The sequence below is a fragment of the Burkholderia pyrrocinia genome, from assembly GCF_018417535.1.
Lineage (GTDB): Bacteria > Pseudomonadota > Gammaproteobacteria > Burkholderiales > Burkholderiaceae > Burkholderia > Burkholderia pyrrocinia_E.
Genome location: NZ_CP070979.1, coordinates 166,721 through 193,653 on the forward strand (window position 1 = coordinate 166,721; position 26,933 = coordinate 193,653).

Sequence of the window (26,933 nt, forward strand, 5' to 3'; positions counted from 1 at the left end):
CTAGGAGGCAGTCTGGAGGAATCGTCAAAGGGCAAGCTCATCTCACACCCTGAACAGACCCTGGGCCCACGTCGGTAATACGGGAATGCTTGAAGCGACGTTCGAATCATTCCATACGTCCCAAATTGGTGGGTCGAATCGATGCATCACCGGACAGCCGTCCATGACCGGTGGGTGTACGTAAGCCTGGGCGAAGCACCATTCTTGAAACCAGTGAGCTTTCGCCGCGTACGTCGGGTGCATATCAAAGTGCAGAGATTCTAGATGCGGCACGCCCATGGGTCTGTCAGAGAGTGTCAGGCTCCAGCGTACTAACCAGGGCCATCGCATGAAGCGTCAGGACCGGTTTGTAGTGGCCTGATGAACCCGGACACCGGATCTTCAAAGGCCGGAAACGGAGACCTGCCGATCCGGCCATTCGTAAAATTTCCGGCTGTCATTTTCTGCATGCTTGGACTCATCGGCAGCTTGCTGCTCGGATGGATGATGCAAAACGCCTGCCTTTGAGAAGCATCGTCAATAATGGGGCTGACCTGTCCTGACAATCCAATCGTCCGCCTTCCGTTATGTTTTAGCGATTCTTAGCGCTACACAAGGAAGGTGCCGATGCGGGACGATCCGACGTCCAATACTGCCATGCCCAACGATGCGCTCGAGAGCGGGCGCGGTCAGCGCATGGCGCCGAGCAATCGGAGACGTGTTCTCAGCGTCGCATGGGCGCGCCATCAAGACGAAGTCGAACAGGCCCAGCGCTTGCGATACAGGGTCTTTGCAGAAGAGATGGGCGCGAGCCTTACGTCCGGTACGCCAGGAATCGACGCCGACCGGTTCGATCCTTACTGCGATCACCTGATCGTACGCGACGAGGACAGTCAAGAAATCGTCGGAACCTACCGCGTGTTGCTGCCGCATCGCGCAAGGGAGATTGGTGCGCTGTATGCGGAGTCCGAGTTCGATCTGCGCCGGCTCGCGCACCTCAAGCCGCGCATGCTGGAACTGGGACGCTCGTGCGTGCACCGGAATTACCGGTCCGGCAGCACGATCATGGCGCTGTGGAGCGGCCTGGGCGACTACAGCCACCGGTGGGGCATCGAAACCATGCTGGGATGCGCGAGCGTGCCCATGAAAGACGGCGGGCATTACGCGGCGAGCCTATATCGGGAATTCACACGGTATGCCGAAGCGAGGGGCGGATATGAGGCATCTCCGATTCTGCCTCTGCAAGTCGGGAAACTCGATCAGTGCCGGCCAGCCGACCCGCCGGCACTTCTGAAGGGCTACCTTCGGCTGGGGGCACGCGTCTGCAGTGCCCCGGCATGGGATCCGGCGTTCAACGTGGCGGACTTCCTGACACTGCTGCACATGTCCGAGATGAGCCCGCGCTATGCACGGCATTTTCTCGGACCGAAATCAGGCAACTGATGCGCGGCGCGGCTTGTCTGGCGGTTCACTGCGGCCGCCCCCGGTTGAATCCGCAGTCCTTGTGGAGCACTTGTCACGCCCCGACGCGTTTGCGCAACTGTTCGACGTCCACTTGCTCGAGGTAGGGAGACGAACACGGCAAGCGTAAATTTCTTTCATAAACCTTTTGATTATAAGAAGGACCTGGCTTATTACTATTTGAAACGGTAACGTCTGATTTTTCTTGCGCTAACCTGTGCGGCCCGCTGCGATCCTGAGGATTCGCATGGCTAGCATCGAACGCACTGCCAATCCGCTCTTTCCCGAGGTCTTGGCGCCCCGGGGATGCGGCCGCCTTGCGGGGTTTGGCGCTTCATTTGGCGCCAAGCTGCGCGTGAGCAAAGGAATACGCCTGTCAGATTGGTCGCGACCGCATCGTTCCAGAATTCGATTGTGTATTGCCGTTTCGGCACTGACCTTTCTGACATGCAAACCTCGGTACCAGCAGGAAATTAACAAAATTCCTGCTGTACGCGAATTCGAGGCACAGTCACGTGCTTCGTGCTTCGTGCTTCGTGCTTCGGACATCGACATCGACATCGACATCGACATCGACATCGAAGGGCCGCGGATCGCGACACGCATTCAACGATAAATACTTTTCGACGCAGGGAGGCGAACATGAACGATTTGACGCAGCAATCCGGGCCCGAGTTGATCGTGCGCGGCAGCCGTTTTGCGTTGCCGACGCTGGTGTTCGCGCTGGTCGCGATCGGCGGCGGTTTGGTCTGGGCCGCCAACTCGGATCCGTTTTTCAGCTTCACGTCGTTCATCATGCCGTTCATCGGGGCGCTGGGCGGCCTCGGTCACATGTTCATCATGACGCGCGCCGTGTTCTTCGACGACACCTTCAAGGTGCAACGGATCTTCGTGCCTTATCGCGACGTTGTCGAAGTGACGCGCGGCACTTTCTCGCTGGTCGTGCGTTATCGCGTCGCGACGCGGTCGGGCGACACCAGGATGCGCAAGGTCAGGCTGCCGTTTGTCGAAATGCGCATCGACGACCGGAAAAAATGCCTCGAGATTTTGCGCAGGCACGCGCCTGACGCGTTCAAGACGGATATCGCCGCCTGAACGGCGCGCCGGGGCCGGGCGCGTATTGCGACGCCCGATCCACGGTGCATGTTCCGCCGGCGGTGCGTTGTTGTCCGAGCGCTGGTTCGCACAACCGGCCTTCGCTTGCCGCGCGCGCGAAAGCCGGCCTTCGCGCGTCAGTACCCCGCGTCGCTGCCGCCCTGATCGGTGACGATCGCCACCCCCGAGCTCGTGCCGAGCCGCGTCGCGCCGGCGTCGAGCATCGCGAGCGCGGCCGCACGGTCGCGCACGCCGCCTGACGCCTTCACGCCGAGATCCGGGCCGACCGTGCGGCGCATCAGCGCGACATCCGCGAGCGTCGCGCCGCCGTGGCCGAACCCCGTCGACGTCTTCACGAATGCGACGCGGAGATCGCGGCACATCTCGCACACGCGCATCTTCTCGTCGTCGCTCAGCAGCCCGGTTTCGAGGATCACCTTCAGCGGCACCGCGCCGCACGCGTGGTGCACGGCTTCGACGTCGGCCTTCACGTCGTCGGCGCGGCCGCTCTTCAGCGCGCCGAGGTTGATCACCATGTCGATCTCGCCGGCGCCCGCCGCGATCGCGGCCGACGCCTCGAATGCCTTCGCGGCCGACAGCCCCGCGCCGAGCGGAAAGCCGACCACCGCGCACACGAGCACGCCGGTATCGGCCAGCTCGCGTGCGGCGAGCGGCACGTTCGCCGAATTCACGCAGACCGAGTAAAAGCGATGCTCGGCCGCCTGGCGGCAGAGTTCGCGGATCTGCGCGTCGTTCGCGTCAGGCGCGAGCAGCGTGTGATCGATGGTTCGAGCGAGTTGGGCGTTGGAAAGCGGCATGTGTCAGGGCTCCACGGAGCGTGTGCCGAAAGGGCACACGGAAAGTTGATGTTTTCACATCGGTTTGTTACAAATACGACATTCCGGCCGGGCCTGCGCGCCCGGCACGACACGCGACGAGCGCGAATGGCAGGCAGGATACAGGCATGGAAACGAAGAAGGGCGAACGGATCAAGACGCTGATGAACGTGCTGCAAGGGCAGAACGCGATTCATCTGAGGGAAGTCGCCGAGCTGTTCGGCGTGTCCGAGATGACGATCCGCCGCGATCTGGCGGACAACCCGCACGGCCTCAGCCTGATCGGCGGTTATGTGACGCGCCATTTCGCCGCGCAGCGCAGCGATATCGGCGAATACCTGATCAGCGCCGAGAACAACCGGCAGACCGAGGAAAAGCGCCGCATCGGCAAGCTGGCCGCGCAGTTCGTGACGACCGGCGACACGATCTTCGTCGACTGCGGTTCGACCACGCCGTTCATCGTCGACTTCATTCCGGACGACCTCGAATTCACGGCCGTCTGCAATTCGCTGAACGTATTCGCGAAGCTGCAGCAAAAGCCGCACTGCAGCGTGATCCTGTGCGGCGGCGCGTACCACCGCAAGAACATGGTGTTCGAGTCGGTCGCCGAAACCGGCATCCTCGACACGGTGCGCGTGTCGAAGGCGTTCATCTCGGCGGCCGGCGTGAGCGACCGCTGCGGCGTCACGTGCTTCAACTTCCACGAAGTCGACGTGAAGAAGAAGGTGATGGAGCGCGCGCAGAACCGTTTCCTGCTGGTCGACCACACGAAGTTCGACGAAGTGCGCGCGGCCTATTTCGCCGAACTGACCGACTTCAACTACGTGATCTCCGACGGGCAACTGAGCCGCCGCTACGAAACGACGATCCGCGAACACGGAATCGCGCTCGTGACCTGATGCAACGCGGCTGCGCATCGCGTTATGCATCGCGCGCTTCCTCCGCGCTCAGGTAGCCGGTGACCACGTCGAAGCGGCGCGTCGCGCCCGGCGCGAGTGCCGCGACATGGCCCTTGCGGCGCTCGGCTTCATAACCCTCCGGCTCGCAGGTCGACGGCAGCGCGAACGCGGCCACCTGCTGGTCCGCGTTGTGCAGGATCCAGCGCGTCGCATGCGGGAACTGTTCGGGGCGGAACGCGGTGTGGAATGCGCCGCCGTCCGGATGCGCGAGCAGGAAATGCGCGACGCCGTCTGCGTCCGTTTCCGCACCGTTCATGAAGAACACGATCTCGGGGTCGTACAGCGCGGGTGCATCGAGCGTCGCGAGCCGTTCCGGCTCGCGTGCGAGCGTGGCCGAGTAGTCGCGCCACGCGGCGGTCGGCTTCACGTGCGCGGGCACGCTGTCGCGCAACCGCAATCCGCCGCGTGATAACGACTGCACGAAGCGGCCGCCCGGCACGTACGCATAGTTCAGGTGCGCCATGTACATCAGGTCCATCGGCGCGCCGCCGAGGTTCGTCACGTCCATCGCGATCGTCATCTGCGCATCGTGCTCCGCGACGCGTACCGACGGACGCGCGACATAGTGGCTGCCGAAGCCCTGCACGTATTCGTATTCGCCGGTCACTTCGACCGTTGCGCCGTGCGCATCCGAGCCGACGACCAGGCTCGCGCGATCCATCGGCGCGCACGGCATCTCGCCGTGCAGCGCATGCGTGTCGTCCGGCCCCGGGCAGCCGTTGCGCAGCAGCCCGCTGTGGAACATGAAGCAGCCGTAGGTATCGATGATCGACGCCGCGCGCTTCGGTTGCCGGAACATGTGCTTCATCGTCAGGTCATGGCCGTCGAACGCGGCGGCCCAGATCATCTGGCCGAGATACGGCAGCACGACGACGTGGCCGCGGCGGTTCGCGAGCTTCAGCGCCTCGACGCCGGACGGATACGCGAACGCGGTGACGGTGATGCCGTCGGTGCGGTACAGCGTGCGCGGCGTGTCGCGGAAGTCGTTGCGCCGCAGTTCGAACTCGCCTCGCATGGTCACGCTCCCGACGGGTTGCGCGTGTCGGCGTAGCGCGCTGGCGTGCCGGCGCCAGCCGCCGCATCGGGCGTCGCGGCCGGCAGGTGGCGCAGGCAGTAGAAGCCGTAGTAGACGATCACGACGAAGCACGCGAGCGGCACGACGAACGCGAGCTGCATGTTGCCGCCGGTGCGATCGGAGATCAGCCCCTGGATCAGCGGCACGACCGCGCCGCCGACGATGCTCATCACGAGGATCGAGCCGCCGTATTCGGTGTCCTTGCCGAGGCCGTCGATCGTGAGGCCGTAGATCGTCGGCCAGCACGGGCCGAGGAACACGCTCACGCACACGGCCGCATAGACGGCGGTGATGTTGTGTACGCCGATCGTGTACGCGAGCAGCGCGATGCACAGGATGCCGTAGACGATCAGCACCTTGGCCGGGCCGACGCGCTTCATCACGAGCGTCGCGACCAGCTTGCCGACGAAGAACGCGAAGAACGTCGCGAGCAGGTAGCGCGATGCGCCGCGCTCGGTGAGGCCGCCGATCTGCATCGCGAGCCGGATCGTGAAGCTCCACACGCCGACCTGCGCGCCGACATACAGGAACTGCGCGACGACGCCCGCGACGAAGCGCCGGTTGCCGAACAGCCGCGCGAGCGTGCCGCGCGCGTCGATCCTGTGCGTGGTCGCGCCCGGGCCGTTGCCCTTGCAGGCCGGGTACGGTGTGAGCGCAAACACGATGAACACGGCGACGAGCACGACGATCAGCCACTTGTACGGTTCGAGTGTGGCCTGGATCATCGCGAGCTGATGCACGTGCGCGTCGGCGGCCGACATCGCCGCGAGCTGCGCATGCGACGCGTCGCCTTCCTTGAAGATCAGGAAGCTGCCCATGTAGACGCCGGCCATCGCGCCGAACGGATAGAACGTCTGCGAGATGTTCAGCCGCCGCGTGCTGGTGTCGCGCGGGCCCATCAGCGTCGAATACGAGTTCGACGCCGTCTCGAGGAACGACAGGCCCGCGGCGATCACGAACAGCGCGACGAGGAACATCCCGTACTTCGCCATCGACGCGGCCGGGAAGAACAGCAGGCAGCCGGTCGTGTAGAGCAGCAGGCCGACGAGGATCGTCGTCTTGTAGCTGAACTTCTTCACGACGGTCGCGGCCGGAATCGCGAGGAAGAAGTAGCCGAGATAGAACGCGGACTGTACGAACGCCGATTCGAAATCGGACAGGAAGAACGATTTCTTGAACTGCGCGATCAGCACGTCGTTCAGGTTCGCGGCGGTGCCCCACAGCGCGAACAGGCAGCACAGCAGCGTGAATGCGAAAAGCGGCGTGCGGTTCAGGTAATAGCCGTCGGGTGTGTGTTCGATTCTGGCTCGGCTCACGGGTGTCTCCTTCCCAGGTTGTCTCGTCGATGAAGGCGCCGTTCAGAGGCCGGCGTCGCGGAGGAAGCGTTCGAACGTCGCGGCGTCGGCGTACGACTTCTGCGTGCCGAGGCCCGTGACCGAATGCGCGGCGTACGCGGATGCGTAGCGCATCGCGTCGATCGCGTCGCGTGACGCGGCGTAGCAGCGCGCGAAGCAGCCGATATACGCGTCGCCGGCGCCTGTCGTATCGCGCGCGTCGACGGGTACGCCCGGCACGTGCTGCACGCCGTCGCGCGACACGAGCAGCGAACCCTTGTCGCCGAGCGTGACGAGCACGTGTTTCAGCCCGCGCGCGACCAGCGCTTCGGCGGCGCGCGCCGCGGTGTCGCGCGAATCGACTGGCATGCCCGACACGATCGCGAGCTCGGTTTCGTTCGGCACGAAGAATTCGACGGAGCGGATTCGCTCGAAATCGAGATCGGCCACCGCGGGCGCGGGGTTCAGCAAAACCGGGATGCCGTGCCGCGCGCCGAACGCGATCGCGTGATAGACGGTGTCGAGTTCGATCTCGAGCTGCAGCACGATCAGCGCGCATTCGACGAGTGTCGGCGCGGCCGCGTCGATGTCGGCCGGCTTCAGGTGGCGGTTCGCGCCCTTGACGATCAGGATGCTGTTGCTCGAATCGGGTTCGACGAAGATCGGCGCGACGCCGCTCGGCACGCCGGCGACCTTGCGCACGTGCGTGATGTCGATCCCCTCGCGCTCGAAGTTGCGGATCGTGTTGTCGGCGAACACGTCGTCGCCGACCTTCGTCACCATCACGACGCGCGCGCCGAGGCGTGCGGCCGCGACCGCCTGGTTCGCGCCCTTGCCGCCGCAGCCGAGCTCGAAGTTCGGTGCTTCGAGCGTTTCGCCCCGGGCGGGCATGCGCGCGACATAGGTCACGAGGTCGACCATGTTGCTGCCGATCACGGCGATTGTCTCCATCTGCGTCTCTTCCTTGGTATGGGTGCGCCGCGTGCGTGGTCGGCGGCGGCCTGCAACAGATGATAATAAAATCACATTAAATGTGAGAATGCAATCTTGTTATGTTGCTTTGGTCACGATTTGAAGGAGGGATTTGTGGGCGGATCTGGCATGGGCAGGCGGCGGCGGGGCTGCGGGACGGCCGGGGCAGGGGCGCGACCGGGCAGCGTGCCGGACGCGGAATCGGCGGGCGAACGGCCGGTCTTCTATCGCTGAAGTAGCGGCGTATTTCGGCGGCCGGGTGGCCGGGACGGATCGATGTCGCCAGGTCGGGCGCCCGTTACGGCGGCGTCCGTGCGTATCACGCGTATTGGAGAGTCAGTGCATCGAGGTTGCGATACGCGGCGGGCGTCAGGTGGGCGAACGCATCGGACCGGAACAGCGGATGCTGCGCGCGCAGATGTTCGAGTGCCTGCTTTCGGCCGGCACGGAAGGCCGTCGACGGCGCGTCCGGATCCTGCGCCCACTCCCGCGCGATCGCGCGGTCGTATTCGCGCAGCCGGTCGGGCGCGGCGGCAAGGATCGCGAGATCGGCGTCGAGAAAAATCCACCCGGCGCGCTGCAGGTCCGGATCGGACGCGAACGTATCGGGCAGCCGGTGCGACTTTGTCGCGAGCACGAGATCGTGTGCAACGGACACATGCGATGCGTGCGCATGCAACCAGGATTCGGTGCAGCGTTCGTTCGTGACTTGCACGAGCCATTGCGCGCTGCGCGCTTCGTTGTCCGCATAGTCCGGCAACGTCGTCGCGTAGACGAAGTCGTGCGCCCATACGGCGAGCTCGATAATTGGCCACCGCGGTTCCGCGCGGTACGGCGCGAGGTGTGCAAACAGTTCCGCTAGGTGCGCGAGCGTGTGGTAGAAGCGCTGCGGCTCGCTGTAGGCACGCTCGACCAGCGGCCAGACAGCGGCCGTGCCGAAGCAGGCGTCGCAGGATGCGCGCAGCGTGCGGGCGAGGTCGGGGGCGAGGTCGTTCATGTCGGCGATCGGGTCGGACAGGCGATGCGCGCAGCATAGCAAACGCGGCGGCGTGCGCTGCTTCTACACGTTGATGACGCCGCGCCCGAGTTCCATCACGCGGCCCCCGACGCCGATTTCGCCGTTTGCGCTGACCGACAGCCGCAGCAGACAAGGCCGGCCAACGGCTTCGCCCTGTTCGACCCGAAAGGCGACAGGCAGGGCATGGTTGCCCGCAAGCAGCCAGCCGCCCAGATTCGCACAGGCCGACCCGGTGCCCGGGTCCTCCGAAATGCCGCCGCCGTGCTTGACGAAGAAGTAGCGGGAGACCACCGTCCCCGGGCGGTCGGCGTCGAACGCGAACACATAGGCGGTCTTGCGGCCGAGACTGCTTTTCGGCCAGATGTCGAGACACGCGCTGTCGGGCTGCGCGCGGCGCACGGCTGCGGTGTCCTTGAGTGCGACCAGTAGTTGGTCGGCACCGGTATCGACCCAGATCGGCGGCGCGAGCAGATCGTCCGGTGTGAGCCCGAGCAGCGCCGCCGTTTGGGCATCGGACAACTCGCACGCTGCCGTCTTCGGCATGCCCGCGTGCGGCGCGACGAACGTCCACACGTCGTCGCGTGCATTGACGTTGACCACCCCGGCCTTGAATTCGAGTGCGAGAGCGTCGCCAGCCTCGAGCAGGTCGCGCACGACATGTGCGGTGCCGAGCGTGGGATGGCCCGCAAAGGCCATCTCATAGCCCGGCGTGAAGATGCGGACCCGCGCATGCGCGCGCTCCGATGGCAACACGAAGGTCGTTTCGGACAGGTTGAACTGCACGGCCAGTGCCTGCATGGTCGCGTCGTCCATGCCGCGCGCATCTTCGAACACGCAAAGCGGGTTGCCGCCAAACGTCGATTCGGCGAATACATTCAGCAGGCGGAAGGCATACGTGGTCATTTGAATCTCGCGCGGGTGTGGCGATAACCGTACCTGGGTGGCATGGATGCGGACTGTACGCGTCGGCGAGCAGCCTATCGCGCGCTCCGTTCAGCGCGTCGGCGCCACGCGGAGTCGCGTCGGTCAGCCCAGCTTGTCGAGCGGTGCAAGCATCGCCAGCATGTCGGGATGCTTCAGGACTTTCTTGTACTCCGCCGGACTCATTGCGTCGATCAATACGCGGCCGCTCACGTCCGCCTTGATGTACTCGACCGCGAGCAGCGCAATGACGGGATTGGTCGTCAGCGTCGCCTGGTCGGGCGAATGATCGCCGAACTCTGCCGCCACCGCCTCGGTGTTGTCCGCGACCGCGACGGCGAGCCGGCGTCCGGAAAGCCTGAGCCGCGCGCTGGCGCCGCATTTGGCCATATCGTAATGGCGCGGCCCGTTGAGCGTGCGATTGCCGTATATCGCCACATGCGTATCGACGCCCCGAGCCGCGGCGGCTTCGAGCAGCGGCCCCAGTTCGTCGATTTCCTCGTCCCAGACGCCCGCAAATATCTGCGTCTTCGCATTGACGATGACGCGTGCGAACGCGCTGGCGATCGCTTCCCGCCCGCTCAACGACCAGACCAGCCCCGGCTCCTGCTGCACCGGCAGCCGATCGAGCGCGCCCGCGGCCAGTTCAAGATCGGCATTGAAGCGCGTGCGCAATTCTTCGAGCAACGACCGGTGCGGCACGGCCGCATAGCGGACGGGTTCGGACCGGTTGACGAGCACCGCCCCGCGCGCTTCCAGACGCGTCAAGGTTTCATAGATCTTGGAGGGCGGCATGCCGGCGCGCCGGCCGACTTCCGCACCCGTCAGCGCCGCTTGCCCGACGAGGGCCGCGTATGCCTGCGCCTCGTATTGGGTAAATCCAAGCCGGATCAACGACGTGATCAGCTCCGTGTTCTCGCTCATGTGTATTCGCTCCGGCACCCACGACGATCTTCATGGGATTCCTTGATTAACTACCAGAGTAGTATACAATCGCTTTCACTTACTACCCAAGTAGTAGGTGACATTCCTGAACCTTATCGGAGGGATCTTCAAGATGCGTCAACGGATCAGCACCGGCTCCCCGTGGGAGCCCAAGGTTGGTTACTCGCGTGCAGTGGTCGTCGACAACACCATCTACATTTCGGGGACGGCCGGCAAAGGAGCAGACGTGTACGCGCAGACACGCGACGCGCTGGCGACGATCGAAAAAGTGCTGGCGGACAGCGGGTTCTCGTTGTCGGACGTCGTCCAGAGCCGCCTGGTGGTCGCCGACTTCGACAATTGGGAAGCCGCGGCACGCGCGCATGGCGAGATCTACGGTGATATCCGGCCGGCGTTTTCGCTCGTGCATTCGCTTCCGTTCGTCGATCCGGAGATTCGGGTCGAGGTCGAGGCGATTGCGGTCAGGACCGGCGCATGACCGTCGCGGGCGAGCGCGTGGCGCTGTCGCGCGCCGCGACTGCGGCGCTTGCACTGGCGGCGGGCGTGGCGATCGCCAACGGCTATGCGTTGCAGCCGTCGCTGTCCGTCATCGCGAGCGGGTTCGGTGTACCCGCGTCGCGAATGGCGGCCCTCGCCTCTGTGACGATGCTCGGTTATCTGGTCGGCCTGGCGTTGCTGGTTCCGCTGGTCGACCGGCTCAGTCCGCGCACGCTCATTCCGGCGCAAATGGGCGCACTCGCGTTGTTGCTTGCATGCGCGTCGTGGTCGTCCGGGCCGCTCGTGCTCGACGCCGGCTTCTTTCTGGTGGGGGCGGCCACGACGGTCGCGGCGCAATGCAGCGCCGTCGCCGGAAAACATGCGGATCCGCACCGGCGCGGCGGGGCCATGGGCGTCGTGTCCGCGGGGATTTCCGCCGGTATCCTGCTGAGTCGCTTCGTGGGCGGCCTGTTGTCGCAATGGTGCGGGTGGCGCGGCGCATTGCTCGCGCTGGCCGGATGCGTTGTGCTGGCTGCCATCTGCAGCGGCGTGCTGTTGCCCGGCGGCCGACCGGAACGGCGACCCGGCCATGCGACCACGATCGGCGCCATTCCGCGGTTGTTGCGCGGCAGCGTGCAACTGAGGCGCCGTACCTGCGCCGGCATGCTGTGGTTCTTCGCGTTCAATCTGGTCTGGGTCGGGCTCGCGCTGCGTCTGGCCGGGCCGCCCTACGGCATGAGTGCCGCGGCGATCGGTGCGTACAGTCTCGCGGGCGTGCTCGGCCTTGGCGTGACGCGCGTTGCCGGAAAATTCACCGATCGATTCGGCGATCGTGCCGTCATCCGCTGCGGGCTCGTTGTGGCGGCCCTGTCGGCCTTGCTGCTGGGCGTTGCGCTCGGTCGTCCCGGCTGGCTGGGCGTCGGGCTGGCCCTGTTCGATGCCGGTTGTTTTGCTGCACAGGTTGCGAACCAGGCGCGTGTCGTCGCGATTCAGCCGGCTCGGGCCGGCGTATTGAGTGCCGCGTACCTGACGCTTTACTACGCGGCCGGCGCCGGCGGTGCCGTGGCGGCGGGGGTGCTCAACGAACGGGTCGGGTGGGGCGCGATGATGCTCGTCGCGGCTGCGGCAATCATGGCGGCCGGGTGGGTCGGCACCGTACCCGCGACGACCGATGCGCGAGGCGAGCCGACGTCCGCCGGTTGAGTGCGAAAGGGGCGTGCTCTCGCGGTCGAACGGAATTTCGTTTTTCATGCATGATCGGGGTTCTCCGATGGGTCGACTGCGATCTGCTCCGGGCACTCAAATTCCCGCAACACCGGCGGATATTTTTACGCCGGAGCAGACAGTCGCGCGTGAGCGCGCGCCATTTGCGATCGCAGGCGAACACGGGTTCACCCGGGGGCACGACAACGACGCCGTGCCCATGCAACACGTGTCGGGTTCAGTGTCGCTCAGCGCGTGCAGATTGACGCATGCAGGAGGAAGACATGGAATCCGACAGAAGCGCCCCGAATACCGACGGCGGGCTTGCCAACACATCCGCGAATGCCGACTCGCCGCAGGCCGTCCTGGAAACGATCGTACGCGGCGTGGAAGGCTTCCGGATTCCTGCCGAAACGGATTGGTCCACGGCGAAGCAATACCTCGCGGACAACGACGGACAGTGGAAATTCTCGGCTGTCCTGGTCGCGATCGTCGCGCGGCGCGAGCCGACGATCCTGCTGACCAAGCGTTCGTCGGGGCTCAGCGAATACTCGTCGCACGTGAGTTTCCCCGGCGGACGTCCGGCCGAGTCCGACAGCAATATCGGCGCGACTGCACTGCGCGAAGCGTTCGAGGAAATCCGCCTCGAGTCCGGTGCGATCCGGGTGGTCGGGTGCTTGCCGATTCATAAAACCAGAAAGCGCCATCACGCGATCTTTCCCGTGATTGGCATCGTGCCGGAAACGGCCGAATGGGAAGCGGCGCCGGCCGAAGTCGAGGCGATCTTCGAGTTTCCGTTCTCCGCGCTGCTGAATCCGGATCTGCCGCGGCAATACAGCGACGGCGAACGCGCGGGCGCGTGGTACTGGGCGGACCAGACGCAGGACATCTGGGGGGTGACCGCGTTCATCCTGAAGTCGCTTGCAAGTCTGGTTCTCGACGCTGCGTGACGAAAGCGTGCGCTGCGGTCAGGCTCTGACGCACTTCAATGCGAGGACACATAAATCGCATCGTCGAATGCGTCCGGAATCGCGAAGCTCTCGCGCATGCGTTGCGTTTCCTTCGCCGGCGTCAGGCCGAACAGACGCTTGAATTCCCGGCTGAACTGCGACGGGCTCGTATAACCCACCGCGTAGCCGGCCGCCTCGGCCGTCAGGTCCTGGCGCACCATCAGCAGCCGCGCCTGATGCAGGCGCGTCGACTTCAGGTACTGCATCGGCGACACCTGCGTGATCGCCTTGAAGTGGCTGTGAAAGCTCGGCACGCTCATGCCGGCTTCGTCGGCCAGTTGCGACACGTCGAGCGGCTGCGCGTAATCGGCATGGATCACGCGCAGCGATCGGCCGATCCGGCCGAACTGTCCGCGCATCGCCAGCGCGCTTCTCATCGCGCTTCCCTGCGCGCCGGTGAGCACGCGGAAATACAGCTCGCGAAGCAGCGCCGGGCCGAGCACCGCGGCTTCGAGCGGCCGCTGCATCGCCTCGACGAAACGCAGCACCGACGCGTGCATCGCTTCATCCATCGGCGTCGACATCATGCTCCTGGGCGCCTGCACGTGTTCCGCCACGCCTGCACGGTCGATCTGTGCCGCGAGCTCGGCGGCCATCGTGAAATCGAGGTGCAGATACAGCGCGAGCAGCGGGCGCTCGGGGGTCGCGTCGGTTTCCATGCTGAACGGCACGGGCACCGACACAGCCAGGTAGTGGTGCTCGTCGTACAGATAGCGCTCGCCGCCGAAGTAGCCGCGCTTGCACCCCTGGCACACGATCACGATGCCGGGGTCGTACAGCACCGGCGTGCGCGACAGCGCGCGGTTCGAACGCAGGATGCGCACGCTCGGCAGCGCCGTCAGGTTGTAGCCTTCGTCGGGCGCCAGTGCGCGCAGCAGCGTAACGAGGCGCTTCCGGTCGCGCGGCGACAGCGATGGCGATCGGGCGGAGGTGGGTGCGGCGCTCATAGTTTTGTGCAAGAAAATCAGCGAAATCTGGCTTATTCGACGTGGTTCGTCAGACTAGTATGCACGCTTCAATCGACATTCGGGAGAAGCGAAAATGGCATCCGGCAACATCATGCTCATCACCGGCGTCAGCAGCGGCCTCGGCCGCGCGCTCGCACAGGAGGCGCTCGCGGCGGGCCACACGGTGATCGGTACCGTGAGAAGCGCGCAGGCGGCGCGGGAATTCGAAGCGCTGTCCGCGCATGCGGCTTTCGCGCGTGTGCTCGACGTGACCGACTTCGATTGCATCGACGGCGTGGTCGCGGAAATCGAGGCGAACGTCGGGCCCGTCGACGTGCTGGTGAACAACGCCGGCTACGGGCACGAAGGCATCATGGAAGAAGCGCCGCTTGCGGAGATGCGTCGGCAGTTCGACGTGAACGTATTTGGCGCGGTCGCGATGATGAAGGCCGTCGTGCCGTTCATGCGCGCGCGCCGGCGCGGCCGCATCCTGAACATCACGTCGATGGGCGGTCACATCACGATGCCGGGAATTGCTTACTACTGCGGCAGCAAATTCGCGCTGGAAGGCGTTTCCGAAACCCTCGGCAAGGAGCTCGAGCCTTTCGGCATTGCCGTAACGGCCGTGGCGCCGGGCTCGTTCCGCACCGACTGGGCCGGTCGCTCGATGGCACGCACGCCGCGCTCGATCGCGGACTACGACGCGATCTTCGACCCGATCCGCAACGCGCGCGAGGAGAAGAGCGGCAAGCAGTTGGGGGATCCAGCGAAAGCTGCGCGGGCGATGCTCGCCGTCATCGCGGCGGAACATCCGCCCGCGCACCTGTTGCTCGGCAGCGATGCGCTGCGGCTGGTGCGGACCAAATTGTCGGCGCTGGAAGCAGAAATCCGTGCGTGGGAGGCCGTGACGGTGTCGACGGACGGTTGACGATCGGCGCACCAGCATCGCTCGCATCCCAGGCGTTTATTTCCCGTCAGTAGATGATCGGCAGTCGCGGCGCACCGTGGCATCACGGTTTCACAATAAAGGCAGATAATGGCTGCCGGCCGGTACGCCGAGTTCGTCCACCTCACAGGAGTCAATCGCGATGCCATACGTCACAACGAAGGATAACGTCGAGATCTTCTACAAGGACTGGGGCCCGAAGGACGCACAGCCCATCGTCTTCCATCATGGCTGGCCGTTGTCTTCCGACGACTGGGACGCGCAGATGCTCTTCTTCGTTCAGAAGGGCTATCGCGTGATTGCGCACGACCGGCGCGGCCACGGCCGGTCGGCGCAGGTGTCCGACGGCCATGACATGGATCACTACGCAGCGGACGCGTTCGCGGTCGTCGAAGCGCTCGACCTGCGCAATGCAGTGCATATCGGTCATTCGACCGGCGGCGGCGAAGTGGCCCGCTACGTTGCGAAGCACGGCCAGCCGGCCGGTCGCGTCGCGAAGGCGGTGCTGGTCAGCGCGGTGCCGCCGCTGATGCTGAAAACCGAATCGAACCCCGAAGGCTTGCCGATCGAGGTGTTCGACGGCTTCCGGAAAGCGCTCGCCGACAATCGCGCGCAGTTCTTCCTCGACGTGCCGAGCGGCCCGTTCTACGGTTTCAACCGGGCCGGCGCGACGGTGCATCAGGGCGTCATCCGGAACTGGTGGCGGCAGGGGATGGAAGGCAGCGCGAAGGCGCACTACGAAGGCATCAAGGCGTTTTCGGAAACGGATCAGACCGAGGACCTGAAGTCGATTACCGTCCCGACGCTCGTGCTGCATGGCGAAGACGATCAGATCGTGCCGATCGCGGATGCCGCGCTGAAGTCGATCAAGCTGCTGCAGAACGGCACGCTCAAAACGTATCCGGGTTATTCGCACGGCATGCTGACGGTCAATGCGGACGTGCTCAACGCCGACCTGCTGGCGTTCGTGCAGGCGTAACGGTGTCGGCAGGCGATCCGGCAGCGCCGTTGGAAACGGCTGCCGGGTCGCCTGCCGCATCTACCCGTGCTAACCGCGTTGAAGCGGATGCCCGGATACGTGACCTGAGACGGAATTTTGTGACCGATCAGGCAGTGAGTCTCGCGTCGATATTGTCGGAATCCGGCCAGGCCCGACGGGCCGTGGCCGGAGGTTGACATGCCGTTGAAGCGCTCGACGGCCCCGTTTTGCCGCGGACTGCCGGGCGCATTGCGATAGTCCCCGTGGAGTCCGTTCTCCGATTCCAGCTCCCTGAGCCGGCGGGCGTCGGCCACATCAATGCCGCCGACCTTGTCAATCGAAAGAAGCGCCGCGTTGCGGGCGTGAGCGTGTCATGCGTCACCGTTTTTGGAACTGCAATAAACGATGGGGCTGGATTGAAAAATTGAAATCCAGCCCCCCGGCGCCGCATGTCGGTAGTTTCCGGATGTTTAAAGTTTATCGAATGGCAAATCGGGTAGCCGGTGAGCCATTCGCGCAATTATTGCCGTAGATAAACAGATTTCTATTTTCGGAATATGCCGAGTAAATCAGGGGGTAAACTTCCTTGGCGCTGAAAGAATAGGCGCCATCGCCAATGGTCACCAGCAGGTTGCCGGTCGTGTCGGTTTCGATCTTGTCGATCTTGCCGGCCTTGCAAAGTGCCTGTGCGGAGGCGTACGAGGAGGCGAACATCAGGGCTGAGAAAAGCACGGTCGCAATCTTGTTCATGTTTTTTCCTAGGGTAGTAATGAGTGGAGTAACGCGGTTTGGTGTCGCATGGCCATGCCCGGAACTACATGCCTGTTTTTCCGGGTCGCTGATTCTCGAATGTCGAGAAGTCCGCGATGGCCTGGTCAAGCAAAAAACTCGTGAGAATTGGTGTTAAAAATAATATCTCGGCACCTCCGTTATCTCGTTGATTTGGAATCACGATGTTGCGGTGCGGAACACAGGCTATTGATTTGATTCGATGGATTCCAATCGAATTAACTTATCGGATTCCTGGCTCGATAATTTTTAGAATTAACTCTGTTTTCGTAAATTTTCGGTGAGGCTGTTTTTGTTTATTGATTGCTGTTGGAATTTGAATAATCGGCGATGAATATTGATTCGATGGTTGATGGTGTCGTGAGCGGGCAGGCGAGGCGCACGGGATCGACGCCGGAAATGTCGACGATCAAGTGGAGCGGTGCGGGCCGGACTTCATGTCTTGCCGTGCACCGGGGAGTCCTCGACGACATTCGGCGTCGTCTTTTCGGTCGCGAACTTCGAGCGCGATCTTCGGAGCTACGGGTGAATTGCACGGTAAACGGCCGCCGGATCGCCGGCCACGCGTTTCAGGGCAATCCGTTGGAGCGCATGCCCGGATACGTCAGCCGCGGCATCCGGCTTTCGAGGAATGCGTGCAGTTCGCGCACCTGCGATCAGCTATTCGTCGAACAGCTTCACGCAGTGCGTGTTCTCGCCGAACTTGCTTGCGCCGAGCAGGATCGCGCAATCGCAGGATTCGCTGAAAAGTCGACGGTATCGACATCCATCCACGTGCTCGCGATCTGCGCCTCGAAGGCGGGCCGCGTCTCGCGAAACGCGGCGAGCGCATCAACTGCACCGGGGACTTGCGTTTGATATGTTCAATGGCTTTCCCTTGCTTCCGTCAGCATGAGGCTGCCAATGCCGGCTGGACGCGATGTGCCGGTATGTCGACCGGGCGCTCAGGGCGCGGTACCGGTATAGCGGCCCGGGCGATGCCATGCGACGACCATCGCGCTCATGGCGACGGCGCTGATCGCCGACCAGCCGACGCGATCGGCCTGAATGACCAGCGTGGACGTCAGCAGGATCATCGCGTCGATACACACTTGCGTAATGCCGGCGTTTATGCCTCGCACGCGCTGCAGCCACAATGTGACGACACCGGTACCGCCGACGCCCGCGCCATGCCGCGCGAGCGCAAGAATGCCCATGCCGCACAGCGTGCCGCCCACCAATGCCGCGAACAGCGGGTTCACGAAGGCAATTTTCAGCGTCCGGGGCATCGCCGCGAGGGCGAATGTGATGCCGCAGCTCGCGATCGTCGATTTGATTGCGAAACGTGGTCCCATCACGAAGTGCGCGAAGATGAAGAATGGCAGGTTGACCAGCGTGAAGATCGTACCCACCGATAATGGACAGACGTACGAGACGAGCAGCGCAATTCCGGCGATCCCGCCGGTGACAAGTCCGGCCGACTTGAGTAGGACGAGCCCAATAACCACAAAGGCCATGCCGACTATCATCCCGTAGATGTCTTCGAGCACGGAGTGCGGCGTTGCGCTTGTGTCGCGTGTCGGAATGGCGCCGGATACGGCGCTTGATTCGTGCTTCATGATGTCTGCAGCCACATCGGGACGGCGGATCGAATCCTCCCAGGTCGATCGCACCGCGGGTTCCTGGTACGTGCCGGTGTCTCCTGGCGGCGCGCGTCAGGCAGCTTACTCAGGCAATATTATTTGGGCAAATAGCTCAAGCGACGTCATGGACCCGCGGCAACCTTGCCGCGCCGTATGCTGGCCGAGACCGCCTTCTGCGGCGCGCGCCTATGCGCACGCCGACACGCCGGAGTGCATCGCGACAAAGGCATGCCTGGAGGCGCCGATTCCCCCGATACCGTGCGACGGCACCCGATCCGCATGACGGACGCGATGGGCATGTCGACGGACGTCGGGATGCCTACAGGTACCAGTCGAGCGTCTTCAGGATGCCCGTCTCGAAGGTTTCCGTCGGCTTCCATCGCAATTCGCGCTCGAGCTTGCCTGCGTCGATCGCATAGCGTCGATCGTGACCGGGGCGATCGGCGACGAAGTGCTTGAGGTGCGCGTGCGGCGCGCCCTGCGGCCGGCGCACGTCCAGCAGCGAGCAGATCAGGTCGACGATGTCGGCGTTGCGCCACTCGTTGCATCCTCCGACGTTGTACGTCTCGCCGACCGTGCCGCGCCGGATCACGGCATCGATCGCCCGGCAATGATCGTCGACGTATAACCAGTCGCGGACGTTCGCGCCGTCGCCGTAGAGCGGGATGGGTACGCCGTTGACGCAACTGCGGATCACCGTCGGGATGAACTTCTCGTCGTGCTGGCGCGGGCCGTAGTTGTTCGAGCAGTGGGTCGTCGTGACCGGTAGCCCGTACGTGTGGAAGTACGCGCGCACGAGATGGTCGGAGCCGGCTTTGCTGGCGGAGTACGGCGAATTCGGCGCGTACGGCGTGGTCTCCGAGAACGGTGGATCGTCCGGGGCGAGCGATCCGTACACCTCGTCGGTGCCGATGTGATGGAAGCGGCGCTGCGCGCGCACGTCGGCGCCCCGCCCCGTCATCCAGACCGTGCGCGCCGCGTCGAGGAGGGTCCAGGTGCCGACGACGTTCGCGCGGACGAATTCGCCCGGGCCGGTGATCGAGCGGTCGACGTGGCTCTCGGCGGCAAAGTGGACGATCGTGTCGATCGCGTGGTCGTGCAGCAGGCTTTCGACGAGCGGACGGTCGCAGATGTCGCCGAGCACGAACCGGTGGCGGCCGGTGCCTTCCGAGCCCGCGAGATGGTCGAGGCTGCCGGCATACGTGAGCAGGTCGAGATTGATGATCCGGACCTGCGGATCCGTCGCGAGCAGGTAATGGACAAAGTTGGCGCCGATAAACCCGGCACCGCCGGTGACGAGGACATGCTTCGGTCGATGGCTCATGAGGTTCGTTTCCAGGTATCGAGCACGTCGGCGAGCGCCGGGATCCAGCACGGCGCCTCGATGCCGAAATGCTCGCGAATGCGGCTGCAGTCGAGTGCGGAATTCACCGGCCGTGGCGCCGGCAGCGGATAAGCGGCCGTGCGGATCGGGCGCACGAGCGGGATGCGATCGATGAGGCCGGCGCGCCGTGCCTGGCCGAAGATCGTCTCGGCGAAACCGTGCCAGGTCGTGACGGGCGTGCCGCACAGGTGGTAGGTGCCCCAGCGCGTCTTGGCACCCGTGCGGTGGCGATCCGCGATCGCAAGCAGCGCGTCGGCGACCGCGCCGGCGTGCGTCGGGCCTCCGTACTGGTCGGCGACGACCGCGAGTTCGTCGCGCTCGCGGCCGACCCGCAGCATCGTGCGCACGAAATTGCCGCCGTGCGTGCCGAACACCCACGCGATCCGGAGGATCAGGTGCGCGTCCGGCAGCCGCTGGCGGACCGCTTCCTCGCCTGCCCATTTGGTGTGTCCGTAGACACCGAGCGGCGCGACGCCCGCCGCTTCGTCGTACGCGCCTTGCGCGCGGCCGTCGAACACGTAGTCGGTCGACAGGTGCAGCAACGGAATGCCGGCCGCGGCGCATGCGTCGGCGAGCGTCGCCGGGCCGGCGCAATTGGCGCGCCATGCGGCGTCGGGTTCGGTTTCCGCGCGATCGACGGCCGTCCACGCGGCCGCATTGATCACGAGCGTCGCGCGGTGCGTGGCGAGCGCATCGCGGACGGCCCGCGGATCGGCGATGTCGAGCTGCGCGCGGGATAGCCCGATCGCCGGGCGCGTACCCGCGCGCAGCAGGAGTTCACGACCGACCTGGCCGAGCGCGCCGGTCACGACGAGCGTCATCGCCGGGCTCCGTGAAGGCCGGGCGACGCCTGCGCCCGGTCGCGCAGGCGCGGCTGTCGGCGATCCTTGTCGGACAGCTCGAACGGCACGTCGAGCGCGGGCCATTCGATGCCGATGTCGGGGTCGTTCCAGAGCACGCCCGCGTCCGACGACGGGTCGTAGTACGCGGTGCACTTGTACGCGAAGTCGGCCTCGTCGGACAGCACGCAGAAGCCGTGCGCGAAGCCCGGCGGAATCCACAGCTGGCGATGCGACACATCGTCGAGCACAGTGCCGAACCAGCGCCCGAGATGCGGCGAACCGGGCCGGATGTCGACCGCGACGTCGTACACGGCGCCGCGCGACACACGCACGAGCTTGCCCTGCGGATGCTGGAACTGGTAGTGCAGGCCGCGCAGTACGCCGCGCCGGGAGCGCGAGTGGTTGTCCTGCACGAAGCCCGCGTCGACGCCCGCGTCGCGCAGCCAGGACTCGCGATAGCTTTCGACGAAGAAGCCGCGCGCGTCGCCGAAGCTCGCCGGTTCGATCAGCAGCACACCCGGCAGCGTCGTCTCGATGACGGACGTCATGCGGCGACCTCCTTGTTCAGGACGTCGAGCAGGTAACGGCCATAACCGCTTTTCGACAGGGCGTGCGCGAGCGCTTCGAGCCGTTGCGAGTCGATCCAGCCGAGCCGGTACGCGATCTCCTCGGGGCAGGCGATCTGCAGCCCCTGGCGTGCCTGCATTACCTGGATGAAATTCGCAGCATCGAGCAGCGACTCGTGCGTGCCGGTGTCGAGCCACGCGTAGCCGCGGCCGAGGATCTCGACGTTCAGCTTGCCGTTCTCCAGATATGCGCGGTTCAGGTCCGTGATCTCCAGCTCGCCGCGCGCGGACGGGCGCACCTCCTTCGCGAGCGAGACGACGTCGTTGTCGTAGAAGTAGAGACCCGTCACCGCGTAGTGCGATTTCGGTTCGCGAGGCTTCTCTTCGAGATCGATCGCCCGCCCGTGCTCGTCGAACGATACGACGCCGTAGCGCTCCGGGTCGCGCACGTAATAGCCGAACACCGTTGCGCCCGTCGTGCGCGCGGCGACGCGCTGCAGCAGCGGCGACAGTGCCGGACCGTGATAGATGTTGTCGCCGAGCACGAGCGTCGCCGCGTCGTGTCCGATGAACGACGCGCCGATCACGAACGCCTGCGCGAGTCCGTCCGGGCTCGGCTGCACCGCGTACGAGAAATTCATGCCCCACTGTTCGCCGTCGCCGAGCAGTTGCCGGAACGCATCGAGATCGCGCGGCGTCGAGATGATCAGGACGTCGCGGATGCCGGCCAGCATGATCGTGCTAAGCGGGTAGTAGATCATCGGCTTGTCGTACACCGGCATCAGCTGCTTCGATACCGAATGCGTGAGCGGATGGAGCCGGGTGCCGGATCCGCCCGCCAGAATCAGTCCCTTACGGCCAGTCGCTGTGTGCATGATGTCCTCGCTGTGATGAAGAAGGGCGGGCCGCGTGCGCGTCAGCCCGGGTCGATGCGTCGGAACACGATCGCGAAGCCGGCCAGATAGACGGCCGCGATCACCGCGAAACCGGCGGCGGTCGCGCGGTCCGGGTCGGCGATCGCGTGCAGCACGACCGACGCGATCGCGACGCCGACCAGCGAGCCGATCTGCCGGCTCGCGTTCAGCGATGCGGCGGCGAGATTCGCGTCCGCGGGGCCGGCCGACTGCATGACGACGAGATTCATCGCGGGGATCGCCTGGCCCGCGCCGAAGTTCGCGATGCCGACCGCGATCGCGAGCGCCGTGTAGGGCAGCGCCTCGATGCCGATCAGCGCGGCGCTGCCGAGCGTGGCGAGCGCGAGGCCCGCGAGCAGCGTGCCGCGCGGGCCGAGCCGTGCGCTCACGCGGGCGGACGCGAGATTGCCGATGCCGAACATCGCCATCAGCGGAAACAGTTCGAAGCCGGTGCGCAGCGCGCTCGCGCCGCGCGTCTGCTGCAGGTAAAGGCTCAGCAGGAAGATTTCCGCGAGGATGCCGAAATTGATCGCGAGCCCGAGCAGGCCACCCGCGACGAAGCGCGGGTTGCGCAGCAGCGCGGGCGACAGGATCCGGTGGCGGGCACGGCGTTCGCGCCACACGAATGCGGCGCCGGCAGCGAGCGTCGCGGCTGCGCCGGCGACGATGGCGGGCGAGCGCCAGCCGGCGCCCGGCCCCTCGATCAGCGTATAGCTGAGCGCCGCGAGCGCGAGCACGCCGAGCAGATGGCCGAACGTGTTCAGCGGGCCGGGATGGCGCGGCGAATGCCCGACGTGGCGGCGCGTGAGCCATAGTCCGGCGAGACCGACGGGCAGGTTGACCCAGAAGATCCCGCGCCAGCCGATCGCGTCGACGAGCACGCCGCCGACGCACGGCCCGATCGCCATCGCCGCCGATACCAGTGCGCCCCAGATGCCGATCATCCGCGTGCGCAGCGGCCCGGCCGGAAACGCCAGCGTGAGCAGGCTGAGCGAGCTCGGCATGAAGAGCGCGGCACCGACGCCCTGCAGCAGCCGCGCGGCGACGAGCATGCCGCTCGTCGGCGCGGCCGCGCACAGCACCGACGCGGCGACGAACAGCGCGAGCCCGACGACATAAATCGTACGCGGCCCGTAACGGTTCGCGAGCGCGCCGCCGAACAGCAGCAGCGCGGCGAAGCTGAGCGTATAGGCATCGACCACCCAGACGAGTGCCGTCAGCGACATGTCGAGACTCGCCTGCATCGCCTTCAGCGCGACATTCACGATGGTCACGTCGAGCATCGCCATCACGAAGCCGCAGGCAAGCGCGATCATCACGCGCGCGGGTTGTTTGGCGGTCGCGCCGGTCGCGCCGGCAGCGGGGGCGGCGTTCGTGCTCATGCGGCGCGTCCGCCGAGATACAGGCGCCGCATCTCGTCGCTGTCGAGCAGTTCGGCCGAGGTGCCCGTCAGTGCAACGCGGCCCATCGTCAGCACCACGCCGCGATCGGCGATGCGCAGCGCCTCGAGCGCATTCTGTTCGACCATCAGCACTGCGATGTGTTCGGTGTCGCGCATCCTGACGATCGCGTCGAACACCTCGTCGACCATCTTCGGCGACAGGCCGGCCGACGGCTCGTCGAGCAGCAGCAGCACGGGGCGGGGCATCAGCGCGCGTGCGAGCGACACGATCTGCCGCTCGCCGCCCGACAGTGCGCCCGCGGGCGACCGGTAGCGGCGCCGCAGCACCGGGTATTGCTCGCACAGCTCCTCGATCCGTGCTTCGCGCGGGAACGCGGACATCGCGTGGCCGCCGAGCATCAGGTTCTCGCGAACCGTCAGCGCGCCGAACACGTTGTCGGTCTGCGGAACGAAGCCGATGTCGTGCTCGCGGATCTTGCGGTGTACCGGCACGCGCGAGATGTCACGGCCGTGCATCGTGACCGCGCCGGCGCGCGGCAGCACGAAGCCGGCGATGGCCTTGAGGAGCGTCGACTTTCCGCAGCCGTTCGGGCCGAGGATCGTGACGATGTCGACCGGCCCGACGGATAGCGATACCCCGTGGAGGATGTCGATGTCGGGTGTGTAGCCGGCGATCAGATCGCGGACGTCGATCATGACACCCCCAGCGGACGGCGCGCATGCGCGCGGCCCAGGTAGGCATCGAGCACGCGCCGGTTGCTTTCGAGTTCGGCGGGACGGCAGTCGGCGATCGCGGCGCCGCGATCGAGCACGATGCAGCGGTCGCACAGCTCGCGGATGAAGTGCATGTCGTGCTCGATCACGACGAGCGTGACGCCCTGTCCGCAAATGCGGCGCAGTTCGGCGACCAGCTCGCCGCGCAGATTGGGGTGAACGCCCGCGGTCGGTTCGTCGAGCAGCAGCAGCTTCGGCTCGGTCATCATCGCGCACGCGATGCCGAGCAGTTTCTTCTGGCCGCCCGAGATCGCCGCGGCGCTGAGCTGTGCGACGTGCGCGAGCTTCAGCTCCTCGAGCAGCGCGGCGGCGCGTGCGCGCGTTCCGGCTTCCAGCGTGCGCGTTGCACGACTGCGCAGCAACGCCGCGACAGGGCCGTGACGGGCCGACGACGCGGCCATCGCCAGCTCCAGCACCGACATGCGCGCGGGCATCGACGGCAACTGGAACGTCCGGCGGATGCCGAGCCGCGCGATCCGGTGCGGCGCAAGCGTGTCGATGCGGCGCCCGGCGAAGCGGATCGCGCCTGCCGCGACGGGAGCGAAGCCGGTGATCGCGTTGAGCGCCGTACTCTTGCCCGAACCGTTCGGACCGAGCAGCCCGACGATCTCGCCGTCGCCGACGGACAGCGTGAGGCCGGACAGCACCGTGTTGTCGCCGTAGCGTATCGTGACGCCTTCAAGGTCGAGCAGGGCGCTCATGGGTGAACCTCCAGTCGTTCCGGCACAAGGCCGCGCGGGCGCCACAGCACGCACGCGAGCAGCATCAGGCCGACGAGGCCGAGGCGCACCGCGCCCGCAAGGTCGCTGCCGACGCCGAGCCAGTCCTTCAGAAACGGTGCGACCGCGTAGATCGCCTGCACGATGAGCGCGCCGGCCAGCACGCCCGCGTGGCTGCCGAGCCCGCCGACCATGACGATGGTCCACAGCGCGAAGGTTTCGGATGCCACCATCGTGTCCGGGCCGACGTAGCTGATGTACCAGGTGAGGAGCGCGCCCGCGAACGCCGCGGGCAGCGCCCCCGCGACGCTCGCCCAGGTCTTCAGCGCGACCGGGTCGTAGCCGAAGCAGACGGCGAGCGCGGGCTCCTCGCGCATCACCTTCAGCGCGCGGCCGAAGCGGCCGGTGGTGAGCAGCCGGCATGCGGCGTATGCGACGGCGAGGCCGCCGGCCGCGACCGCGAGGAACGCGAGGTCGGCCCGCGGCGCACGCAGCCCGGGAAAGAGCGGCGCGATGCCGCCGATGCCTTGGGCGCCGCCCGTCAGCCAGCCTTCGTTCAACGCGAACGTGCGCAGGATCTCGGCGATCGCGAGCGTCGCGATGCCCCAGTAATCGGCCGACAGATGGCGGCCGAGCCGCGCGATCGCGACGGCCAGCACGCTCGCCGCGCCGGCCGCGAGCGCGAGCGCGGCCGGCAGCGGCCAGCCGAGCTGCGACGCGATGCCGGCGGCGTAGGCGCCGAGCCCGGCGAACGCGACGAAGCCGAAATTGACAAGTCCTGCGTAGCCGGCCTGCAGGTTCAGGCCGAGCGCCATCGTCGCGTACAGGCACGCGACGGTCAGCAGATGGACGATGAAACTAGACACGACGCACCTCCCTGTCGAAGATCCCGTATGGCCGGAACACGAGTGCGACGAGCAGGATCGCGAACGACACCGCGCCGACGTATTCGACCGGAAAGAACACGAGCGGCCGGCCGACCAGCCCGCCGACGTCGACGTCGAGCGCGGTCGTTTCGGCGAACGCGATCAGGAGCGCGCCGGCCGCCGCGCCGAGCGGATTGCCGAGGCCGCCGAGGATGGCGGCGGAAAACACCGGGATCAGCAGCCCGTAGCCGAGGTTGACGTGCACGCTTTCGGTCGCGCCGAGCATCGTGCCGCCGAGCGCCGCGAGCACGCCGCTTGCGAACGTGATCACGTTGGTCACGCGCTGCGCGTCGATGCCCGTCGCGAGCGCGAGCGCGCGATTCGACGCGAGCGCGCGCATCGCGCGGCCGAGGCGGGTGCGGTACAGCAGCAGTGCGAACACGGCGAGCGCGACGGCGCCGCACGCGATCGAACCCGCCTGCGCGGACGACATCGCGACGCCGCCGACCATCAGCGGCGGACGCACCGCCTGCGCATACTGCAGCGGCCGCGAGCCGGCGGCGCCGAGCATCAGCGCGACGGCGAGCAGCGACACGGCGAGCGAACCGATCATCGCGACCGCGCTGCCCGAGCGCAGCAGCCGCGTGAACACGAACAGGTTGAGCAGCGTCGCGGCAAGGCCGACCAGCATGCACGACACGGCGGTCGCGAGCGCGAACGGCAGGCCGGCGCGCTCGAACCCGAGGGTCGCGAACGCACCGATCATCGCGTACTGGACGTGCGCGATGTTCGGGAAGCGAATCAGAGAATACAGCGTCGACAGGCCGACCGACACGAGCAGCAGGTCGGACGTGCGCATCAGGACATCGATCAGGAATTGCAGCATCGCGTTGCTCCC

At 65.8% G+C, this 26,933-nt stretch carries 28 protein-coding genes and 1 pseudogene; 9 read left to right on the forward strand and 20 right to left on the reverse strand.

Translation table 11 applies throughout. The features are described 5' to 3' along the window. Nucleotides 1-606 precede the first annotated feature (606 nt). A complete protein-coding gene (locus tag JYG32_RS33685) occupies nt 607-1,422 on the forward strand; it encodes a GNAT family N-acetyltransferase (RefSeq protein WP_213267981.1) in 816 nt (271 codons plus the stop codon). Between the two features lie 323 nt (nt 1,423-1,745). On the opposite strand, the pseudogene JYG32_RS33690 reads toward JYG32_RS33685, so the two are convergent. Next, nucleotides 1,746-1,850, reverse strand: a pseudogene (locus tag JYG32_RS33690) (3-oxoacyl-ACP reductase); the annotation flags it as partial. A 304-nt stretch (nt 1,851-2,154) separates the two neighbouring features. Here JYG32_RS33690 and JYG32_RS33695 point away from each other — a divergent pair. Beyond that, nucleotides 2,155-2,535: a hypothetical protein gene (locus JYG32_RS33695; protein WP_213267982.1), complete on the forward strand. Its 381-nt coding sequence runs from the start codon at nt 2,155-2,157 to the stop codon at nt 2,533-2,535. A gap of 137 nt (nt 2,536-2,672) precedes the next feature. Here the strand turns inward: JYG32_RS33695 and deoC are convergent, their stop codons facing one another. Next, on the reverse strand, nt 2,673-3,353 hold the full coding sequence (deoC, locus tag JYG32_RS33700) for a deoxyribose-phosphate aldolase (RefSeq protein ID WP_213267983.1): 681 nt from the start codon (nt 3,351-3,353) through the stop codon (nt 2,673-2,675). Between the two features lie 146 nt (nt 3,354-3,499). On the opposite strand from deoC, the gene deoR reads away from it, so the two are divergent. Continuing rightward, on the forward strand, nt 3,500-4,270 hold the full coding sequence (gene deoR / locus JYG32_RS33705) for a DNA-binding transcriptional repressor DeoR (protein ID WP_213267984.1): 771 nt from the start codon (nt 3,500-3,502) through the stop codon (nt 4,268-4,270). Nucleotides 4,271-4,292: 22 nt separating this feature from the next. On the opposite strand, the gene JYG32_RS33710 is transcribed toward deoR, so the two are convergent. The 6 genes from JYG32_RS33710 to JYG32_RS33735 form a co-directional block, all read right to left on the reverse strand. After that, nucleotides 4,293-5,345, reverse strand: a complete 1,053-nt coding sequence (locus JYG32_RS33710) for an aldose 1-epimerase family protein (RefSeq protein ID WP_213267985.1) — start codon at nt 5,343-5,345, stop codon at nt 4,293-4,295. A 2-nt stretch (nt 5,346-5,347) separates the two neighbouring features. Then, nucleotides 5,348-6,721 (reverse strand): L-fucose:H+ symporter permease, encoded by a 1,374-nt coding sequence (gene fucP / locus JYG32_RS33715; RefSeq protein ID WP_213267986.1) that lies wholly within the window; start codon nt 6,719-6,721, stop codon nt 5,348-5,350. Nucleotides 6,722-6,763: 42 nt separating this feature from the next. Continuing rightward, the gene (gene rbsK / locus JYG32_RS33720; RefSeq protein ID WP_213267987.1) at nt 6,764-7,690 is read right to left on the reverse strand and encodes a ribokinase; all 927 of its coding nucleotides are present in this window, start codon (nt 7,688-7,690) and stop codon (nt 6,764-6,766) included. A gap of 340 nt (nt 7,691-8,030) precedes the next feature. Further along, nucleotides 8,031-8,708, reverse strand: a complete 678-nt coding sequence (locus tag JYG32_RS33725; RefSeq protein WP_213267988.1) for a hypothetical protein — start codon at nt 8,706-8,708, stop codon at nt 8,031-8,033. 63 nt (nt 8,709-8,771) lie between these two features. Next, nucleotides 8,772-9,632: a PhzF family phenazine biosynthesis protein gene (locus JYG32_RS33730; RefSeq protein WP_213267989.1), complete on the reverse strand. Its 861-nt coding sequence runs from the start codon at nt 9,630-9,632 to the stop codon at nt 8,772-8,774. 123 nt (nt 9,633-9,755) lie between these two features. Beyond that, on the reverse strand, nt 9,756-10,574 hold the full coding sequence (locus JYG32_RS33735) for a TrmB family transcriptional regulator (RefSeq protein ID WP_213267990.1): 819 nt from the start codon (nt 10,572-10,574) through the stop codon (nt 9,756-9,758). Between the two features lie 133 nt (nt 10,575-10,707). Here JYG32_RS33735 and JYG32_RS33740 point away from each other — a divergent pair, with 133 nt between their 5' ends. From JYG32_RS33740 to JYG32_RS33750, 3 genes are all read left to right on the forward strand, one after another. Beyond that, on the forward strand, nt 10,708-11,073 hold the full coding sequence (locus JYG32_RS33740) for a RidA family protein (protein ID WP_174379043.1): 366 nt from the start codon (nt 10,708-10,710) through the stop codon (nt 11,071-11,073). Continuing rightward, entirely contained in the window at nt 11,070-12,275 is a 1,206-nt protein-coding gene (locus JYG32_RS33745; protein ID WP_213267991.1) for an MFS transporter, read from the forward strand. The genes JYG32_RS33740 and JYG32_RS33745 overlap by 4 nt, the downstream gene beginning before the upstream one ends. A gap of 284 nt (nt 12,276-12,559) precedes the next feature. Next, nucleotides 12,560-13,225 (forward strand): NUDIX hydrolase, encoded by a 666-nt coding sequence (locus JYG32_RS33750; RefSeq protein ID WP_213267992.1) that lies wholly within the window; start codon nt 12,560-12,562, stop codon nt 13,223-13,225. A 35-nt stretch (nt 13,226-13,260) separates the two neighbouring features. Here the strand turns inward: JYG32_RS33750 and JYG32_RS33755 are convergent, their stop codons facing one another. Continuing rightward, the gene (locus tag JYG32_RS33755) at nt 13,261-14,232 is read right to left on the reverse strand and encodes an AraC family transcriptional regulator (protein WP_213267993.1); all 972 of its coding nucleotides are present in this window, start codon (nt 14,230-14,232) and stop codon (nt 13,261-13,263) included. Between the two features lie 94 nt (nt 14,233-14,326). Between JYG32_RS33755 and JYG32_RS33760 the strand changes: the two genes are divergently transcribed. Continuing rightward, entirely contained in the window at nt 14,327-15,160 is an 834-nt protein-coding gene (locus tag JYG32_RS33760) for an oxidoreductase (protein ID WP_213267994.1), read from the forward strand. Nucleotides 15,161-15,320: 160 nt separating this feature from the next. Next, on the forward strand, nt 15,321-16,157 hold the full coding sequence (locus JYG32_RS33765) for an alpha/beta fold hydrolase (protein ID WP_213267995.1): 837 nt from the start codon (nt 15,321-15,323) through the stop codon (nt 16,155-16,157). Between the two features lie 477 nt (nt 16,158-16,634). Here JYG32_RS33765 and JYG32_RS33770 read toward each other — a convergent pair whose 3' ends face one another. Further along, the gene (locus JYG32_RS33770; RefSeq protein WP_174378959.1) at nt 16,635-16,907 is read right to left on the reverse strand and encodes a hypothetical protein; all 273 of its coding nucleotides are present in this window, start codon (nt 16,905-16,907) and stop codon (nt 16,635-16,637) included. A 369-nt stretch (nt 16,908-17,276) separates the two neighbouring features. On the opposite strand from JYG32_RS33770, the gene JYG32_RS33775 reads away from it, so the two are divergent. Further along, nucleotides 17,277-17,804, forward strand: coding sequence for a hypothetical protein (locus JYG32_RS33775; RefSeq protein ID WP_213267996.1), 528 nt, complete (start codon nt 17,277-17,279; stop codon nt 17,802-17,804). Nucleotides 17,805-17,890: 86 nt separating this feature from the next. Here JYG32_RS33775 and JYG32_RS33780 read toward each other — a convergent pair whose 3' ends face one another. The 10 genes from JYG32_RS33780 to JYG32_RS33825 form a co-directional block, all read right to left on the reverse strand. Continuing rightward, on the reverse strand, nt 17,891-18,598 hold the full coding sequence (locus tag JYG32_RS33780; RefSeq protein WP_249744955.1) for a YitT family protein: 708 nt from the start codon (nt 18,596-18,598) through the stop codon (nt 17,891-17,893). A gap of 289 nt (nt 18,599-18,887) precedes the next feature. Further along, nucleotides 18,888-19,892, reverse strand: a complete 1,005-nt coding sequence (rfbB, locus tag JYG32_RS33785) for a dTDP-glucose 4,6-dehydratase (RefSeq protein ID WP_213267997.1) — start codon at nt 19,890-19,892, stop codon at nt 18,888-18,890. Continuing rightward, a complete protein-coding gene (gene rfbD / locus JYG32_RS33790) occupies nt 19,889-20,773 on the reverse strand; it encodes a dTDP-4-dehydrorhamnose reductase (protein ID WP_213267998.1) in 885 nt (294 codons plus the stop codon). Before rfbD ends, rfbB begins: the two co-directional genes overlap by 4 nt. Then, complete coding sequence (gene rfbC, locus JYG32_RS33795) at nt 20,770-21,342, reverse strand: dTDP-4-dehydrorhamnose 3,5-epimerase (RefSeq protein WP_213267999.1); 573 nt, start codon at nt 21,340-21,342, stop codon at nt 20,770-20,772. Before rfbC ends, rfbD begins: the two co-directional genes overlap by 4 nt. Next, nucleotides 21,339-22,235 carry a glucose-1-phosphate thymidylyltransferase RfbA gene (gene rfbA, locus JYG32_RS33800; RefSeq protein ID WP_213268000.1) on the reverse strand — a complete coding sequence of 299 codons (897 nt, stop codon included), beginning with the start codon at nt 22,233-22,235 and terminating at the stop codon, nt 21,339-21,341. The genes rfbC and rfbA overlap by 4 nt, the downstream gene beginning before the upstream one ends. 41 nt (nt 22,236-22,276) lie before the next feature. After that, on the reverse strand, nt 22,277-23,656 hold the full coding sequence (locus JYG32_RS33805; RefSeq protein ID WP_249744956.1) for an MFS transporter: 1,380 nt from the start codon (nt 23,654-23,656) through the stop codon (nt 22,277-22,279). Next, nucleotides 23,653-24,372, reverse strand: a complete 720-nt coding sequence (locus JYG32_RS33810) for an ABC transporter ATP-binding protein (protein ID WP_213268001.1) — start codon at nt 24,370-24,372, stop codon at nt 23,653-23,655. The genes JYG32_RS33805 and JYG32_RS33810 overlap by 4 nt, the downstream gene beginning before the upstream one ends. Further along, complete coding sequence (locus JYG32_RS33815; protein ID WP_174378953.1) at nt 24,369-25,151, reverse strand: ABC transporter ATP-binding protein; 783 nt, start codon at nt 25,149-25,151, stop codon at nt 24,369-24,371. The genes JYG32_RS33810 and JYG32_RS33815 overlap by 4 nt, the downstream gene beginning before the upstream one ends. Then, entirely contained in the window at nt 25,148-26,035 is an 888-nt protein-coding gene (locus JYG32_RS33820; RefSeq protein WP_174378952.1) for a branched-chain amino acid ABC transporter permease, read from the reverse strand. Before JYG32_RS33820 ends, JYG32_RS33815 begins: the two co-directional genes overlap by 4 nt. Beyond that, on the reverse strand, nt 26,028-26,921 hold the full coding sequence (locus tag JYG32_RS33825; protein ID WP_213268002.1) for a branched-chain amino acid ABC transporter permease: 894 nt from the start codon (nt 26,919-26,921) through the stop codon (nt 26,028-26,030). The genes JYG32_RS33820 and JYG32_RS33825 overlap by 8 nt, the downstream gene beginning before the upstream one ends. Nucleotides 26,922-26,933: the final 12 nt, after the last annotated feature.